This window comes from Streptomyces coeruleofuscus, from assembly GCF_039532725.1.
Lineage (GTDB): Bacteria > Actinomycetota > Actinomycetes > Streptomycetales > Streptomycetaceae > Streptomyces > Streptomyces coeruleofuscus.
This window is the reverse complement of the sequence record NZ_BAAASE010000004.1, coordinates 769,887-787,371: the sequence shown is the minus strand read 5'-3', so window position 1 is coordinate 787,371 and position 17,485 is coordinate 769,887. Positions and strand designations below refer to the sequence as shown.

9 protein-coding genes, 1 tRNA gene and 4 pseudogenes are annotated in these 17,485 nt (G+C 66.6%); 6 read left to right on the top strand and 8 right to left on the bottom strand.

The window, feature by feature from the left end; translation table 11 throughout:
* Positions 1–21: 21 nt before the first annotated feature.
* The 3 genes from lysA to ABFX81_RS18965 form a co-directional block, all read right to left on the bottom strand.
* A complete protein-coding gene (gene lysA / locus ABFX81_RS18975) occupies positions 22–1,413 on the bottom strand; it encodes a diaminopimelate decarboxylase (protein WP_086852647.1) in 1,392 nt (463 codons plus the stop codon).
* Positions 1,414–1,436: 23 nt separating this feature from the next.
* Complete coding sequence (gene nrtL / locus ABFX81_RS18970; RefSeq protein WP_346138351.1) at positions 1,437–2,585, bottom strand: ArgS-related anticodon-binding protein NrtL; 1,149 nt, start codon at positions 2,583–2,585, stop codon at positions 1,437–1,439.
* A 117-nt stretch (positions 2,586–2,702) separates the two neighbouring features.
* Positions 2,703–3,233, bottom strand: a complete 531-nt coding sequence (locus ABFX81_RS18965) for a response regulator (RefSeq protein WP_346138350.1) — start codon at positions 3,231–3,233, stop codon at positions 2,703–2,705.
* A 109-nt stretch (positions 3,234–3,342) separates the two neighbouring features.
* Between ABFX81_RS18965 and ABFX81_RS18960 the strand changes: the two genes are divergently transcribed.
* Positions 3,343–3,414, top strand: a tRNA-Arg gene (locus tag ABFX81_RS18960).
* A 249-nt stretch (positions 3,415–3,663) separates the two neighbouring features.
* On the opposite strand, the gene ABFX81_RS18955 is transcribed toward ABFX81_RS18960, so the two are convergent.
* The 4 genes and pseudogenes from ABFX81_RS18955 to ABFX81_RS18940 all read right to left on the bottom strand — a co-directional run.
* A complete protein-coding gene (locus tag ABFX81_RS18955; protein ID WP_086852202.1) occupies positions 3,664–3,960 on the bottom strand; it encodes a GYD domain-containing protein in 297 nt (98 codons plus the stop codon).
* Between the two features lie 243 nt (positions 3,961–4,203).
* Positions 4,204–5,578: pseudogene (locus ABFX81_RS18950) on the bottom strand (tyrosine-type recombinase/integrase).
* On the bottom strand, positions 5,575–5,769 hold the full coding sequence (locus ABFX81_RS18945; RefSeq protein WP_030246378.1) for a helix-turn-helix transcriptional regulator: 195 nt from the start codon (positions 5,767–5,769) through the stop codon (positions 5,575–5,577). Before ABFX81_RS18945 ends, ABFX81_RS18950 begins: the two are co-directional and overlap by 4 nt.
* Positions 5,745–6,422, bottom strand: a pseudogene (locus ABFX81_RS18940) (replication initiator); the annotation flags it as partial. The pseudogene ABFX81_RS18940 and the gene ABFX81_RS18945, both read right to left, overlap by 25 nt.
* Here ABFX81_RS18940 and ABFX81_RS18935 point away from each other — a divergent pair.
* Positions 6,421–6,876 (top strand): annotated as a pseudogene (locus ABFX81_RS18935) (DUF1152 domain-containing protein); the annotation flags it as partial. The pseudogenes ABFX81_RS18940 and ABFX81_RS18935 overlap by 2 nt on opposite strands.
* Before the next feature lie 378 nt (positions 6,877–7,254).
* Positions 7,255–7,442: pseudogene (locus ABFX81_RS18930) on the top strand (GNAT family N-acetyltransferase); the annotation flags it as partial.
* Between the two features lie 88 nt (positions 7,443–7,530).
* On the opposite strand, the gene ABFX81_RS18925 reads toward ABFX81_RS18930, so the two are convergent.
* Positions 7,531–8,733: a DNA cytosine methyltransferase gene (locus ABFX81_RS18925; RefSeq protein WP_086852204.1), complete on the bottom strand. Its 1,203-nt coding sequence runs from the start codon at positions 8,731–8,733 to the stop codon at positions 7,531–7,533.
* A gap of 227 nt (positions 8,734–8,960) precedes the next feature.
* Between ABFX81_RS18925 and ABFX81_RS18920 the strand changes: the two genes are divergently transcribed.
* The 3 genes from ABFX81_RS18920 to ABFX81_RS18910 are packed head-to-tail and all read left to right on the top strand — an operon-like array spanning position 8,961 to position 17,484.
* Positions 8,961–11,033 carry a hypothetical protein gene (locus ABFX81_RS18920; protein ID WP_086852206.1) on the top strand — a complete coding sequence of 691 codons (2,073 nt, stop codon included), beginning with the start codon at positions 8,961–8,963 and terminating at the stop codon, positions 11,031–11,033.
* 3 nt (positions 11,034–11,036) lie between these two features.
* The gene (locus ABFX81_RS18915; protein WP_086852208.1) at positions 11,037–12,014 is read left to right on the top strand and encodes a hypothetical protein; all 978 of its coding nucleotides are present in this window, start codon (positions 11,037–11,039) and stop codon (positions 12,012–12,014) included.
* A gap of 22 nt (positions 12,015–12,036) precedes the next feature.
* Entirely contained in the window at positions 12,037–17,484 is a 5,448-nt protein-coding gene (locus tag ABFX81_RS18910; protein ID WP_086852210.1) for a DEAD/DEAH box helicase, read from the top strand.
* Position 17,485 lies beyond the last annotated feature (1 nt).

Genomic DNA, 17,485 nt, shown 5'->3' with positions numbered 1-17,485 from the left:
TCTCGGCCTTCGCCTTCTCGCTCAGCCGACGTCGAGACGCAGCAGGTCCTCCTCCGTCTCACGGCGGACGATCACCCGGGCCTCACCATCGCGCACGCTCACGACCGGCGGCCGCAGCACGTGGTTGTAGTTGCTGGCCATGGACCTGCAGTAGGCACCCGTGGCCGGTACGGCGATGAGGTCACCCGGTGCCACGTCGGCCGGCAGGAACGCGTCCTTGACCACGATGTCCCCGCTCTCGCAGTGCTTGCCGACGACCCGGGCGAGCATCGGCTCGGCGTCGGAGGTGCGGGAGACCAGCGCGACGCTGTACTCGGCGTCGTACAGCGCGGTACGGATGTTGTCCGACATGCCGCCGTCGACGGAGACGTACGTCCGCAGGCCGTCGAGGGGCTTGGTGGTGCCGACCTCGTAGAGCGTGAAGGCGGTCGGGCCGACGATGGCGCGCCCCGGCTCGACGGAGATGCGCGGCGTGCGCAGCTTGGCGGCCTCGCACTCACGGCTGACGATCTCGCTGAGCGCCTTGGCGATCTCGTGCGGCTCGCGCGGGTCGTCGTCACTCGTGTACGCGATCCCGAGCCCGCCGCCGAGGTCGATCTCGGGCAGCTCGACGCCGTGCTCGTCGCGGATGTCCTTCAGCAGCCCGACCACACGGTGGGCGGCGACCTCGAACCCGGACATGTCGAAGATCTGCGAACCGATGTGGCTGTGGAGGCCGACGAGTTCGAGCCCGTCGAGCTGGAGGGCACGGCGTACGGCCTCGGCGGCCTGCCCGCCGGCCAGCGGGATGCCGAACTTCTGGTCCTCGTGGGCCGTGGCGATGAACTCGTGGGTGTGGGCCTCGACGCCGACGGTGATCCGGATCAGGACCTTCTGCCGCTTCCCGAGGCTCTCCGCGATGTGGGCGACCCGGACGATCTCCTGGAAGGAGTCGAGCACGATGTGGCCCACACCGGCCTCGACGGCCCTGGTGATCTCGTCGACGGACTTGTTGTTGCCGTGGAAGGCGATGCAGTCGGCGGGCATGCCGGCGGACAGGGCGGTGGCCAGCTCGCCGCCGGAGCAGACGTCGACGTTCAGCCCTTCCTCGTGCAGCCAGCGCACGACGGCACGGGAGAGGAACGCCTTGCCGGCGTAGTAGACGTCGGCGTCGGTCCCGAACGCGGTGCGCCACGCACGCGCGCGTGACCGGAAGTCGGCCTCGTCGAGGATGTAGGCCGGGGTGCCGAACTCCTCGGCGAGCCGCGTGACGGAGATCCCTCCGACGGTGGCGACGCCGTGCTCGTCACGTGTCACGGTCTGCGCCCAGACCTTCGGGTCCAGGGCGTTGAGGTCGGCGGGCGGGGCCGAGTAGTGGCCCTCGGGGAGGACGTCGGCGTGACGGGGCCCGGCGGGGTGTGCGGAACGGCTCATGTTCGTGTGTCTCTTCTTGGCTCTCAGAGATGGTCGGGTGCGTCGATGCCGAGCAGGGACAGGCCACCGGCGAGCACCGTCCCGGCGGCTTCGGCGAGAGCGAGCCGGGCACGGTGGGCGGCCGAGGGTTTCTCCTCGCCCAGGGGCAGCACGGCCGGGAGCAGCGGCAGCGTGGTGTCGGCGACGGCGACGAGGTGCCGGGCCAGGCGGTCGGGGCTGCGGTGGGTGGCGGTGGTGGTGAGGATGCGGGGGTGGTCGCCGAGTGCGGCGAGCAGTGCTTCCGCGTCGCTCACGGGACCGGGCTCGGGGTGGAAGCCCAGGTCGGCGGCGTTCCGCAGGAGTGCCCGGGTGCGGGCGTGGGCGTACCGGACGCGGAAGAGAGGGTTGGTCTCCCGCTGAGCCAGGTGATCGCCGGGAATCCGGGGCCGGTCGTGGGCGGCCGGATACAGCAGGGCCCAGCGGGCGGCGTCGCGGCCGAGGGGCAGGGGGTCGCCGGGGGCGGGGACGGGGACGGGGTGGACGGTGACGTTGAGGTCGGGGAGGGGGCTGGGCCTGGAGGGGCGGGTTTGGGGGTGGCTGCCGGAGTGGCTTCCGGGATGGCTCCCGGCATGACTGCCGGAGTGGCTTCCGGGATGGCTGCCGGAGTGGCTCCCGGAACGACTGCTGTCCACACCGAGGACGATCTCCCACTCCGGCGCGGGCCGGCCCTCGCACTCGACGCGGACGAGGTCCCCTTGGCTGCGCAGCACGCGGGCCAGGGCGTCCGTGACGACGACGGCACGGACCTCCGCCGGGCACCGGAGCCGCACGACGGTCCCGCTGAACCCCTCGGCGTGGCCGTACCGCCGCCCACGCCGCAGGATCTCCTCGACGAGGAGCGGGGAGGCGTTGCGTTCCAGGCTGAAGTTGAGAAAACCGGGCCCAGTGACGACGACCTCGCCGATGAAGGCCTCACCGGCGAGCCGCGCCCTGAGGATCTCGGCCACGCGCCGAGGCGGCTGCCCTGCCGCACCGGCCAGCTGGAGGGCGATGTTGGTGGCGTAGTCGCCACAGCCCCCGGGCCCCGGCGGAGTGACCACGGCCCGCTCCGGCACGGTCACGCTGAGCTCACCCTCGTCGACAGCGCGACGCACGGCGTGCAGCACGGTGCGCGAGAGCTCGACGGGGGTCACGGGGACAAGCGTATGGGAGGAAGGGGGTGGGTATGCGAACCGGTTTTGAAGGGGGTCCGGGATGTGGACGGGGCCCTCGACCACGGATCGATCGGTAAGCCATCCACAGAGGACGGATCAACCGCCGGCACTCCCGGCCCGCTCGGCCTCCCCCGCGCCGAGGACGGACCCGTAAGGGGGCGCACTCCCACCACCACCCCCCGGCCTCCCCCCGCTCCGCTCCCGCTCGATCAACTGCCGGACCATCCCGACGAGTTCAGCGGGCTCGAACGGCTTGGAGAGGAAGGCGTCGACGCCCACTTCCAGCCCGGCCTCGACCTCGTACTGGGTGCAGGCACTGATGATGGCGAGGGGCACGTCACGGGTACGCGGATCGGAACGCAGGCGAGCGGCGGTCCGGATCCCGTCCAGCCGGGGCATGGCGACGTCGAGGGTCACAAGATCGGGCCGCACCTGATGAACGACATCAAGACACTCGGCACCATCGGCCGCGGTCACGACCTCCAGCCCCTCAAGCTCGAGGTTGACCCTGATCAACTGCCGGATGACCTTGTTGTCGTCCACAACAAGCACCCGGCCCGACGCGCCTGGCACAACTCGAGAGTAGGTCGACCCCGGCCACCGCGTCCGGGTTTTCCCCACTTCCACCCCGACCGGGCGACCCGCAACCCCGCCCCCGACAGCGGAAACCCGTTCATGACCACCCAGGGGGAGCTGGTAGTGTTCTACCCGTCGCCGCGAGCAACGCGACCGACACGCCCCCGTAGCTCAGGGGATAGAGCAACGGCCTCCGGAGCCGTGTGCGCAGGTTCGAATCCTGCCGGGGGCACCCTGTATGAGGTGCCCAAAGACCCCGTCATCAGCGGAAACGCTGAGTGCGGGGTCTTCGCGTATGTGCAGGCGTGTGCCGCCCGAAGCGGGCGTATGTCGGGGTCTGTGGACGAGGCGTGGACGGGATCTTGGGACGTAAGCGCAGGTCATGCCCAGGACAGGCGAAGGCCCCGGACAGGTCCAGGGCCTTGGGGGTACCGCCTTGAGCGTGTCACTCGTACCAACAGAACCTCGACGTGGAAGTCCCTCAGCCGGCGGCTTTGGCGATGATGCGGTCCATCTCCTCCCGGCCGAAGGCTCGCAGGGTCGTACTACGGACGTTGCCCAACGCGCCGACCTGTAGGAGCACTGCGGTGGCAGTCTCGTCGTCGGGTGCCTCCACGACAGCCACGATGTCGTACGGGCCGACGGTCCAGAGGAGGTTCAGGACCTTCACCCCGAGCTTCTGAGCCGCTGCCGTGAAGGCTTCGGCGCGTTGCGGGGTGTCCTTGTAGCCGCGGACTCCCTGGTCGGTCCAGTTCAGCAGCGCAACAAACGTCGGCATGATCCTTTACCCCTGTAAGTAGACGCAACTAGTCGTGGTCAACTCTGGGCATCATGCGCGTAATGCGCATAAGAGGCGCCTCTGAACGAGTGATGGAAGCCGGCCTGACTTCATGGCCCGGCCCGAAATACACCCCGGAGCCACCGGCGCGGAATTCCTGAGGACAGGAACGCCCCTCTCGGCCAAGGCATGCCGATGCCCCCGGAACAAGTCCGGGGGCATCGGAGCTACCGTCGTCTGCGATCACTCGTACTCGCGCAACAGATCCTCAATACGCCGGTTGGCGACGTCTTGCCGTCCGTCGAGGCACTTGGCGTAGCGGGTCAGCAGGACCTCCACGCTGTTGCCGGCGCGCTCGGCCACCTCGGTCGGGTCGACACCAGCGTTGAGCCACGTCGACAGCGCCGAGTGCCGGAGGTCGTACGGCCGACTCGCGAGCGGCGAGGCAGCGACGGCCGGCGGAAGCGCGAGGAGCCGAGCTTCCTGCCACACGCGGTAGTAGGTCGAGGACGGGACGACCGAGCCCTTCTCACTGAAGAACAGCCGCCCGTCGTCCGCCGTTGCCAAAGGTGGCCAGGTGCTCGCGGAGCACGGCCACGAGGTGAGGCGGGATCGGCACCCGCCTCACGTCCTCGGTCGGCCGGTTCTTCAGCCCGCGGTCGTCATGGGTCTCCCCCGAGTCGGTCCACTGCTTGCCGACGGACGGACGGGTCCGGTGGAGCAGCGCCGAGCCCCAGCCTTGCTCGGGAAGGTTCAGATCCGTCTCGGCAAGGCCGACCGCTTCCGCCGGCCGGAGACCGCCGAAGTACATGGCGGCGAACAGACCTACGAGTCGACGACCACAGGCGCGCCGGTACCCGCCCACGTAGGAAACCGCCGCCAGGAGGTTCCGTGCCTGCTCCGGGTTGGCGACAACCCGCGGGTCGACCTGGTTGGACACCTTCGGCTTCTGCCAGCGGACAGCCGTGATGGGGTTCTCACGCAGCTCCCCCAGGTCGACGGCGTAGTTCGCGGCATTGACGAGCGTCCGACGCTTGCGCCGCACGGTCTCCGCCGCTGCCGCCGTGCCGTCGAGCTTGAGCTTCAGCGAGTCGAGGACCGTGCGAGCCGTGGCCGCTTCAGCGAGATCGGCGAGCGGCCGGGACGCCTTGGACACCCAGTGGAGACCGTTCCGCACGTCGTCCGGGACTTCCCGGTCATCGGGCCCCGGCAGCACGAAGGCCCAGTTGCGCAGTGCTCTGCGGATTTCCTCGTCGGACGGTCGTCCGGCGCGCTCGTCGAGGAGTTCCAGCGTCACGCTCGTGAGGGCTTCGTTGATGCCGTCCCGTGTGTTGGGGGCGGCATGAGGCCATTTCATGGCGAGGTACTTGAGAGCGAACGCGTACCACGACACGGCCGACTTCTTCTCTTCCATCGAGGCCGGAAGTCCCGACTCCGTGTCGAACTCCTCGCCCTCGCGCATCGCGCGCATGAGCTTCGTGCGGTAGTGGTCTGCGAGCGCCTTAGTCCGGAAGGACTCCGAGAACACACCGCCTGCGACGGACCAGCGGACACCGTACGAGGGCGTTTTGGTGTCCCGCTTACGGACTCCCCAGACCTTCACATCGAGAGACTTCACGCCGCCTCCTCCAACTGCCGCAGCCATGTGTTGAAGTCACTCCGCCAAACCCGCAGCTCTCCGTTGGGCAGCTTGAATGCGGCTGGCCCGTACCCCAGTTCTCGCCAGCGGTAGAACGTCCGACGGGAGACACCGCCCAGCTCATCCAGGACTTGGCGAACGGTCATCAGCTCGTCGCGACGGGCGTCCATGTCGGTTCTCCTTCCGTTCCGGGGGCGGGTTCGAGAGATGCGGCCAGCCAGGCTTCGGCGTCCGAGAGGCCGGTACCGGCGAAGACCCAGTGGGCGAGGACGTACGTCGTCTCGGGCTCGGGGCCGTTGGCTGCTGCGGCTTGGGCGCGGCGCCATTCGGCGCGGGCGTCGCGGAGGGCGCCGAGGGTGGTGGAGTAACGGCGGGACTTGGTGGAGAAGTGGCCGCGGAAGCCGAGCATGTGGGCCCAGGCGCGCAGGCGGAGGTGTTCGAGGTCCTTGCGTGCGCCGAGGGCCCAGGCCGTCCGGATCATGCGGCGGGCATGGTCGGTGATCCGGGCCTGTGCCAGTTCGGCGAGGAATCGGATCGGCCGGTCCAGGGCGCCGGTCGCTGTCTCGGCGCCCTTGGTGGCGTACTTGGCGATGTACGCCGCTACGGCCCGGTCGGTCAGCTCCTGGCCGCCGTCGAAGTCCGCGGAGCGGATGGTGCGAACGTCGAGCTGACGGCCGAAGGTGAAGGTGTGGGCACGGCCGTCGACATGCGGTCCGTTGACGCGTGTGGCGGTGACGGCGGCATGGATGGCGTCGGTCAGCAGCTCGGCGGACGCCCAGGCCGGAGGTGCCGTGTCGCCGCCTCCTGGGCCGTCCAGGCGGAGCCGAGGAGTACGCGGCACCTGCGAGATGCGAGACGCCGGCCTCCCGGTCCCCCTCACCGACGAAGGACCGACGGTCCATGAGGTCGACCTGGACGATGCACTGACCCGCAACCAGTTGGCCCGCGCCATCCTGACGACAGCCACTCTGGACCAGGTCGAGGCACACAGCCGCGAAATCTGCGGCTACTCGGAGATCGACTACGAGCGCAACAAGGCCGCGTGGCTCAAGGATCAGCCACCGGCGCAGCTCGACCCTGAGGCCGCACTGTCCCAGCTCGACCAGTTCGAAGCCGAGGCCCGCAGCCGCGGAGTCACCCACACGACGTTCCGCCGCATCACTGAGGCCCTGAACCTCAACGGCTCCTTGCGCGAGGACCTGCGCCAGCTGCTCATCAACAGCCGCCCGAAGCAGTACGACGCTCCCTTGTGGCGCATCACAACCGCTACTGAGTAACAACCTTCTTCACGGGTTCAAGGCCGCTCGCTCCGCTCCCCGCGCGCGGCCCGGCCCCCGGCCAGGCCTGCGCTCCTGTCTCCGCCCCGCTCCAGCCCGGCCAGCGCCCGTGCCGCGCGCACAGCAATCAGCTACCGGATGCCAGAGAGAGATACGCCGTGGCTGGGGCGGGCGGCGCAGCGGCCTTACGGAGCCACTTTGGCGCGAGCCTCGAAGATCATGGCCCCAAGCGTCGTGCTTTACCGGGCAGGTCCACAGACTGCCCGACTCGCCGGAAGCTTACGGGGCCATGATCACTCGCGCCAAAGCAGCGCCACCCCAAAGCCGCTGCGCCGCCCGCGCTGTACCGTGCACGCCGTGAACGAAGAAATTAGTTCGGCCAGATCAATCGACGACGCCCTCCTCGCCACACGCTACGAGCCGTACATCACGCTCGTGGTCAACCCGGCGGCTGGCAACGGGAAGGCCCACGCGCTCTTCAAGTACTGGTGTACGAAAACATAGGGCAGAGCCGACCGCTACCGGCTTCTCTGGTCCTCACAGTGATGATCCGCGTCATCCGCTGACGGGCACCCGCCACCGCACGCCGTCTCGGTGCGAGCAGCGCAAACCCTCCTCCGATGAAGGTCCGCCAAGCCACAGATTATGGGCAGGTCATCCCCTCGTCGCCAACCGTCGGGGCGACGGTCCAATCCCCTCGCCTGGATGAGGTTCCTTGGCACCCACCTGCGGTTGGTACGCCTCAGGTATTGGAACGGGCGCCACGGCGCGCGGGACTCTCGGTTGACGCACGGGCAACAATGAAGGCGTTCCCCCCAAAAGACGAGCCCTGGCTGAAGCCTCGCCCAGTTCAAGGTCTCCCACGATTGTCCGCCCCAACACCTCTGCAAGGAGCGGGGGGGTCGCGTTGCCCACCATTCGTCGGCCGGCGCGGAACGGGTGGTCGATGCGCCATTCGTCGGGGAAGGTCTGCAAGCGCATCTGCTCCCGAACGGACAGGGGCCGATTTTCCCAGTGGAACGGCCCGGTGCTCGGTCCGGGAGACGCAGGCAAGGTCCAGGACGGCCGGTCCTTGGCCAGCTTCAGCAGAAACGACCAGTACCGGGTTCGCCAGCCGAAGAGTTCCTCCCCGTCACCGCGGGCCGTGAGGTGGAGGTAGTTGCCCCCTTCCGGGATGGAAGGCAACAACGCCGCCCATTGCCCTGTGGCGGGAGGCTTCTCGCTCTCTTCGAGGTCCCAGAGCACATCCCAGGCCCGCATCGGGTTGTCCGCGTGGGTGGCCTCCGGCAGGTGGACCTCCACACCGTCCCGGTAGGCGATGCCGATGGCCCGGCGCCGGTGCTGTGGCACCCCGAAGTCGGCCGCGTCGACGACCTTGGCCACCATCCGGTAGGAAGTGCCATGCCGGTCATTGATGCCCGCGAGTCCCTCCTCGATGACCTCTGAGGCGCTGTCCTTGCCTCGCAGGAATCCCTCGACGTTCTCGATGAGCAAAGCCTTCGGGAGGAAACTCTCCACCAGGTCGAGCATCCCGTGCACACATTTGGCCCGGTCGTCTTGCATACCACTGCGGGCCGTCGACGCCCACTGCGCGGCCTTGGAGAAGGGCTGACACGGCGGGCCCCCCGCGATGAGTTCGAGTTCGCCGGGCTTCATGCCCAGCGCCTGGGGAATGAGTTGCTGGGCAGCCGTGTTGACATCTCCATCACCGGGCAGGGCCCATCCCGGCCGATTGGCCGCGATTACGGACCTGGCGTCGGCGTCGAGTTCGATGCACGCGACGGTGTCCAGCCCCGCCCGTTCCAGGCCCACGTCAAGCCCACCCGCTCCGGTAAAGAGAGAGAGCACCTTCCCCATGGGCCGGGTACGGGCTGACGATCGTGCGGCGGTCAACGGAGGCACTCCCCGAAGTTAATCTGCTCAGAGTCTTGACGTACGGAGCTCACCGGAGAAAACCTCGATTGTCAAGGCAGACCGGCAGCTTACCCGGACGCCAGCGGCCGATCATACCAACACACGTGCGTAAAGCGACCAATGACCCACCGATGGGCTAACTTCTTCCTACGCAAATGAGGGGGTTGCCCATGGACTATGACGGTTGGAACAGAACGCTCGTCGAACACTTCTTCGCCATCCGCGAAGCGGCAACCCCTGTGTATCTGTCAGTGGATGATGCCCTGTTGGCCAACCTGCTGACCAGTCGGACCAAGGTCGCCGTAGCTATCCCGGCTGCCGCTGACGACTTCCGGGCCGCCATCAGGAGCGTAGTCTTCGGCCGCGACCCCTTCGGCGGCATCGCCTCCCGCGCTCGCCAGTGGCAACGGAACGGGGCCGTCGGCACTCCGCCGTTCATCGCTGTGCTCGCGGCGACCGTGCTCGCCGCCTCCCGGATGCACCGCTCCGAGGGCAGCGTGGTCGGCAGGTTCTCCTACTACGGCCCGCTCCGCGAGCTGCTCGGCCTGCACGAAGGCTCCGGGATGCCGGACGGCTACGACGTGATCATCCCCACTCTGTGGGAACGCCTGAAGTGGTGGCTGACCGAGCATGAGCGGGGCCGCCGCGGCTTGCCATCCGCCATTCCGCATCCGACCCAGGTCAACATCGGCTGGTCCCTGTCCCAAGCCGTTCTGGTCGGATCCGACCGCGTGCAAGTCGGGCTGTTCTTGTCAGCGATCGGAGCACAGCCTGGAGATGTCGTCCCCGAAGCAGAACTCCTCGCCCGGTTCCAGGAGTGGGTACGGCTCAATCGGCCCAGCCCGCGAATCAAGCGCGCTCTGGCATCGCCGGAGATGCGACCGATCCTGGCAAGCATCCTGCAGCAGGAACTCACCCACTACGACGGGCTCCCGAGAGACGCCGCTGGCCTGCCGTGCGTGCCCTTGTCCCTCACGACCGATACCGGCGGCTTCCCGTACGGCATCGCAGCCCGCATTCCCTCCCACCTCCGTCTCGAATCGCTCAGTCTGAACGGCGACGTCATCAGGGTTCCCTCCGGCGCGGAATGGTTACCTCTCACACCTCCGAACCAGGAACTCACTCCGGGATCGGCGCTCGAACTGGCCGCCGACACAGCCACGCTGATGCTTCCCGCCCGCGACCTCTACGTCCTCCAGGCCAACGACCTGGTCGGGAAGTGGACGTCCGTCACTACAGCGGAAATCGGGGTACCGCATCGGGTACTGGTGAAAAATGCCTGCGCAGCACAGGCTGAGGCGGTGATGCTCGCCTGTGGATCAGACGCATTACGCCAGCCCCGCAGGGTTCAGGTGCCGCCCGGCTGGACGTTGTTCAGCGGCTACACACCGACCCGATCCGCAGCGGCCCACGGCGTCGTCGGCCCGCTGGCCCCTCTGCACCAGCAGTTGGCTCGTCTGTCCGGCGGCCTCCGCATCGATGGCGGCAGACAGACATTCCTCCTCGGGTATGCACCCGACCTGGTTCTGCCGGCCACTCCCAATGACCATCCGTGCACTGTCACCATCAACGGGGTGCCCTTGCCCCCAATTTCCGGAGCCGCGACAGACACGATCACGATCCGGCTAGCGGATCTGGTGCAGTCCGCCGGCGAGCACCAGATAGAGGTCGGGAATCGCAAGCTCACCTTCACCCTGGTCGAGCGCTACCGGGAAAGTGTTGCCCTGCCTCTGCTAGCGCTCCCTCCAAGGAGCGACAAGCTGGCCACCATCCCCAGCAGGATCCAGAACACAGCAAGTCCGTCGGCGCGCGCCCCCTGGCTGCCGCCTGGCCATTTGTCCGGCTCGTTCTTCGGAAGCTATGAGCGCGCCCCGCTTCCTTCGACGAGCCTCCTGCGCCTCGGCGGCTCGATCTACGCGCTAGGGGCGAATCGCCTCGCTGCTCAGCTTGTTCCCGAAGCGCCGGCCTGGATGGCCCCCATGGACCTCGTGCCTCACGCGGTCGACATCGAACCGCTACTCAGTGCTCTGCCTTTTCAAGCTCTATGGCTGCTTCAGGTGACCAGCTCCCGGAACGCCAGGGTCTGGAGAGCTCCGGTCGTCCAAACCGGCACTTATGGCGCGCCGTCAGGGAGCTGGAAATTCCTGAGCCAAGCCGACTGGCGCAGGCTGACCTCGGGAGACATCACCACCGCCGCGGTGGCCTGCGCTCAAGACTGGACCGACTACACGTCAGGGAAGTGAATCGTGCACGACGAGCTGCTCCTGTGGTGCTCCGAACGCGGCGCTGGGAGCCTCGATGCCTTCCGCGACACGTACGCATGGCTGGAGAAGGGCAAGCAGGAAAGTTCTGCGCCGGACTGGCGCATCGCGTTGTACAACCTGCAGGTTCTCGGTCACACTGAAGTGGACTGGGAGGCCCGGATCTGGAGCGTGACACCACCGGTCCTCACCACCTTGCCCAATTCCGGAGGGCACGCGCTCCTAGTGGGACAAAGGCCGCTTTGGCTCATGCAGCGACTGGAACGGCTCCACGAGGACCCTGACGCTGACATTGCAGCCCTCGCACAATCCATGGTGCCGCTTCCGCCGCTTCGGCAGGCCGAGGGCCCGTCTGTACGGATGGTGACACTGGCGGATCCTGAGGACTGCCGCGCTCTCTGCGAGGCACTCGGCATCGCCTTCGAGGACCGTGCCGCGGATCAACTCGCTCTGCGTCTCCCTCGCTTCCAAGAAATGCTTACCGAGCGTGGCGTGCAACGGGGGCCTGGCGGCATCGAGCCGCAGAAGATGTCCGAGGGAGGAAGTGACATCTGGACAGATGTCGAAGGCCACGGCGCGCCACCTCTCCACGGCGCCTACCGATATCAGCGCTACAACACCCACCGCTACATCTACTGGATCGGCATGAGCGGCTTCATCGCCGATAAGCGCACGGTGATGTACGCCGAACTCGCGCGCGCAAAACGCTGGGTGCTGCGCTACAACCCGCAGCGGCAGGAACTCTACGTCCCGAAACGCATGCAGCTACCGCATCTCCACGCCCGCGCCGCCGTGCTGCGTAGCGGGCTGCTGCCGCAACTCACCGCACTCAACTCACAGGCAGCGCCCGACCGGCAGCCGAACCCTGAGTACAAGAGCTACGTCAAATACGTGAATATTGACGAGCCATTCGCCAGACAGGTGGCCGAATCCCTGTACCAAACACTTCAACTCGTCTCCTGAATCCGGACCCGCGAGGATCATAATGTCTGGCATCTCTCCGTTGGCCGTGCACGGCCAGCTGGCCGAATACTTCAAGCGGTACTACGACACCGCCTACTCCCTTCGCGACTCCTCGGTGGGCGAGGAACTCAGAGCACTGCTCCGCACTCCTGGGGTTCTTTTTCAGGAGCCGTACCTGGAGCTGTTGCCCCAATACGTGCAGTCAGCCCAGACCCTGGACGAGCTGACGGCGGAGATAGGTCTACCGGAACTCGCCGGACTTCTGGGATCCGGTCTGCTCCGGGGAATCCCCAGGCTCTACACCCACCAGGCGGAAGCATTGAAGGCGAGTCAACAGGGCCGGGACATCGTGGTGACATCCGGGACCGGCTCCGGGAAGACGGAGGCCTTCCTCGTCCCGGTGCTGGCCAGGCTGACCGCTGAATCGCGCCGGTGGGCCGCGGCGGAGTCTCAGGATGCCGAGCGGCCCTGGTGGCGCTCGTCACGGGACTGGCAGGCCCAACGTCACGGCGGCGGCCGACCCGCGGCCATGCGAGCCATGTTCCTCTATCCGATGAACGCGCTGGTGGAGGACCAGCTGATCAGGTTGCGACGCAGCCTGGACGCGCCGGACGTACGCGGCTGGTTCGACGGCCATCGTGACGGCAACCGCTTCCACTTTGGACGCTACACCGGCCGTACCCCGGTCGCCGGCCCGCTGGAACTCGCCTCCAAGCCGAACTCCTCTAAGATGAAGGAATTGCGCAGGACTCTGGCCGCGATGGAGGACCGAAGCCGCCAGCTGGAGCAGCGCATCGCGGCAGGCCTCGTGGAGGACGAGGAAGCGCGCTATTTCCTCCAGCGCCCTTTCGGGGCCGAGATGCGTTCTCGCTGGGACATGCAGGTCGCTCCGCCGGACGTCCTCATCACTAACTACAGCATGCTAAACATCATGCTCATGCGCCGGGATGAGGATCCCATCTTCGATCGGACCCGAAACTGGCTGAATAGTTCCAAGGACCACGTCTTCAGCCTGGTCGTGGACGAGCTCCACATGTACAGGGGAACTCAGGGCACCGAGGTCTCGTACCTCCTGCGCAAACTTATCGACCGGCTCGGGCTGTCCACCGACTCCGACCAGCTGTCCGTGATCGCCACTTCCGCCTCCATGGATCCGGAGAACCCGGTTGACCGGAAGTTCCTGAGCGACTTCTTCGGACGGTCGGCCGAACGCTTCTCGGTGCTGCCCGGCGAACGTGTTCGGGCCAAGGGCAGGACCGATCTCATGCCCTGGGCGAACACTGGTGGTCTAGGAGCGGTGACCCTGCCTCCACTTCCTGACCGGCATGCAGCACTCCAGGCTGCGTTCAGAGCGAGCGACGAGGACGACTCTCCCCGGGCGAAGCCGCTCAGCGACGTGTCTGCCAGACTCTTCCCCGATCTCGCCCCCAGTGAAGCGCTATCCGCCACCGACGCACTCATCTCGCACCTCGATGGGGAGGCGGACGCCGGCTCACGATTCCGGCTCCACCTGTTCTTCCGAAACGTCACCGGCATGTGGGCGTGCGCGGATCGCAACTGCCCAGAGGTCTGGCCGCGCACCGGGGAGTCATCCGCGGATCGGCTGGTCGGAAAGCTCTATAGCCGGCCCAGGTATGCCTGTGAATGCGGTGCTCGGGTCCTGGAGTTGCTTTACTGCGACACCTGCGGAGAGATCTTCCTCGGCGGATTCAATTCTCCGATCATCGGTCACGACCCGACCAAACGCTACCTGGTCTCCACCGCCACCGATCTCGAATCGCTCCCGGATAAAGCGCGCTTCGACCGCACCGCAGATGTGTACAGCGTCTTCCTGCCCACTGCGGGAGAACGCTCCGATCTCGACATATCACCGCACAAACACAAGGGTGGCCGACCAGGGGCGAGGAATCGGCCAGAATATACGTTCACTTTTGTTCCGGCTGTGCTGGATCCCGTGAGCGGCAAGGTTGGCAGCTACCCGGATGAGGAGAACAACGGATACCTGCTGGTGGCACAGAGCCAACCGCAGGGGCACCTCGGGAAGGTCCGTGCCTTTCCCACGGTTTGTCCCTGCTGCGGGGAGGACAAGGAGATCTTCAAGAACGTCCGCCAGTTCGAGGACCCGTCGCGGTCCAGGTCCCCCATCCGCACCATGGGTACAGGTTTTGAGAAGTCCAACCAGGTCCTGACCGATGCGCTCAAGAGGCAGCTGCAGACGAAGATCGTCGTCTTCTCGGACAGCCGACAGGACGCGGCCCGCATCTCGGCGGGCTTGGAGCGATCGCACTATCAGGACCTGGTCAGACAGCTCGTGATCGCCACCCTCGACCATCCGAAGGATCTCGTGGCTCTGGCAGCAGAGTTCTTCAAGGGGAACCAGGCAGGCCAGGCCGCGCTGACCCAGCTCGCTGCGACTGGTTCACCCGATCTGGTCCCAGCGGTGGTCGCCTTGGCCCATAACAGCCTTACTCCCGAGCACGAACGCGTACTGGCGGACTACCGGGCCCAGCAGAGGGGTCCGACGCTTGTCGAACTCGGCAACGAAGTCAGCGCGCAGGCGGTCACATACGGTGTGCATCCCGGTGGCCCCTCGTTTTCGCTGAGCGAAAGCACCGAGTCACGTAGCTGGACCGATCTCTACGACTGGACTGATGGTGTCCCGGTCCAGCGGCCCGATGCTTCCCTCACCAACGATCTCCGCGTCCTCAGCTCCGAAATCCACCGGACAGTGCAGGCGCAGGTCCAGCAGGCGGTCTTCGCGGGAGGCGGTCGCGACCTGGAGTCGCTCGGCATCGGCCATGCTGTGCAGGACCTCACCTTCAAAAGCCGATTGCTGGATGCCGAGGTCTTCCGCCAGGTATGCCTTTCCACGCTGAGGCTGCTGGGTGTGCGCCGCCAATTCCAGGAGCAGAGGCCTGAGCCGCCGACGAATCTGCACACGGCGGCGAGGAAATACATCAACGCCGTAGCACAGCGTCACGATGTGTTCCCGGACGCGCTGGTCCAGGAGGTGAAGAATGCCCTGGGGCTGACCGACACGGAGCCCCGGATCGAAGGGCAGAAGATCAGGATCGTCCCGGCTGGCGGGACAGAATGGCGCTGTGAACGCTGTACCAGAAGGCATTTGCACGGTTCCGCAGGCGTCTGTGCCTTCTGCCGCAGCTCACATCTCGTCGCCGAGCCCCTAGACCCAGGTTCCGTCGCACTGGACGACTACTACACCTTCCTGGCCCGCGAGGCCGGGCTCCCCTTCAGACTCCACTGCGAAGAGCTGACGGGCCAGACCGACAACGACGACGCGCAGGCCCGCCAAGCCCTCTTCCAGTCGGTCTTTTTGAGCGGGCAGGACATCGAATTGGTCGATGAGGTCGACCTGCTCAGTGTCACCACCACGATGGAGGCCGGCGTCGACATCGGCGCGCTCCGCGCGGTGGTCATGGCGAACATGCCACCACAGCGCTTCAACTACCAGCAGCGTGTGGGCCGGGCCGGACGCCGGCTCGACCACCTGTCCATCGCCCTGACTCTCTGCCGTGGCACCAGGACCCATGACGACCACTACTTCCAGCACCCCCATCGCATCACCGGCGACCCCTCGCCGAGCCCATACGTGGATCTCGATCGCCTGGAGATCCTGCGCCGCTGCTACGCCGCAAGCCTGCTGACTCTCGCCTTCCGGTCGGTCGAGGGAACACCCGGCTGGGATCCGGGACGCAATGTCCACGGCCCCTTCGGGACCGTCAGCGGATGGCCGCTGGTACGGGATGACGTCCGTACCTGGCTGGCCGGGAACGACATCGCTAAAAGACACGCGGGCCAAGTTCTCCTGCAAGGGGCGTCTCCTGGCGCGCCTTCGGCGGATGCTCTGGTGTCCTGGGCCACTTCCCGCCTCTACTCCGCGATCGAGGAGGTGGCGACGAACGCCCCGGACGCAGGTCCGCTCAGTCAGTCGCTCGCGGAGCATGGGGTGCTCCCCATGTTCGGGTTCCCCACCCGGGTCCGCAATCTGCACCATCAGAGGCCCCATGGACCGGAACTCACCGACGTCATCGATCGGGACATCGACATCGCCATCTCGGAATGGGCGCCCGGCGGCGAAGTGGTCAAGGACAAGGCATTGCACACAGCAGTCGGCCTCGTGACGTACGAGCCTGCGGGCGGGCAGTGGCTGCCGGGCAAGGCTCCGGACAGTGATCGTCTCATGGTGGGCATCTGCACCAAGTGCCTCTCCGTCAATCTCCGCGAATCCGAGCATTCCTGTCCGGTGTGTGGGACTACCGCAGGAGAAGCCGGCGACTACCGGGTGCTCCCGTCGTGTCAGCCGCTCGGATTTCGCACCAGCTACAGAGCACAGGACTACGACGGCACCTTCGAGTTCACACCACGCGCGTTCTCCGCACGCCTTACCCTCGACACCACATCAGCGCTCGTCCCACGCTGCACCAAGGCCGCTGAATTCAGGAGTGGCGAGGGGCGCATCGTGGTAGTCAACGCGGGAACTGGTGAGGGATACCAGTTCGGCAAGGTCAAGGGACACGACGGTCTGCTAGACACGAAACTTCTGGCCGATGCCGACCGGGCGAGAGATCTGGGTCTGCCCACCAAACCTTCGGTCAGCAACGAGGAGAAGCTGGCACTGGCCTCGGCGAAACTGACCGACGTTCTCCTGGTCGGCCTCCGCAACCAACCCGCCGATCTGGCTCTCGACCCGAGACGAATGGCGGCACGGGCCGCTTGGCTCTCACTCGGTACGCTTTTCAAGCTCGCTGCCGTCAGGCTACTGGACATCGACGGACGAGAGCTCTCGGCGGGTCTGTACCCTATCCGGGGAGAAGTGGAAGGCAGTGTCCAGGCACAAGTCTTCCTCTCGGACACACTGGAGAACGGTGCCGGATATTCGACCTGGCTGGGAAAGCGCCCTGCCGATTTCCTGCTCGCCGCACGTGAGGTCGCGGCCGATCTCACCCGCCACCGCTCCGGCAGCTTGATGGCCACGCCGTGCGACTCGTCCTGCTACGACTGCCTGCGGGACTACAGCAACAGCGCCTACCACCCGCTGCTCGATTGGCGCCTTGCCATACAGATGGTCGAACTACTCGATGGGGAGAACCCCGACTTCGCCACTGAGGAGGCCTATGCGTTCCAGCGTGCTGCGCAGTTCGCCAGAAGCTTCTCGCACTGGAAGGCCGATTTCTCCCATGGCCTGCCAGTCCTGAAAGACACCCAGCACGAGGATCTCGCTGTCCTCATCACCCACCCTCTCGAGTCCTGGACCGGTCCCGCCCGCTCGAAGCGTGTGGCCCAAGCGCTGGCCTCGCTGGAGGCAGAGGGATTCGAGGTGTTCGAGTCCTTCGAAAGCCCGGTCCTGGGCAGTGAACCGCCGCAGCGCGCGGTCGTCGCGGTTGATACGTTCGAGCTGCTCCGGCGGCCGGGCTGGATCGAGTCGAGACTGCAAAGTCTCTTCGACTGAC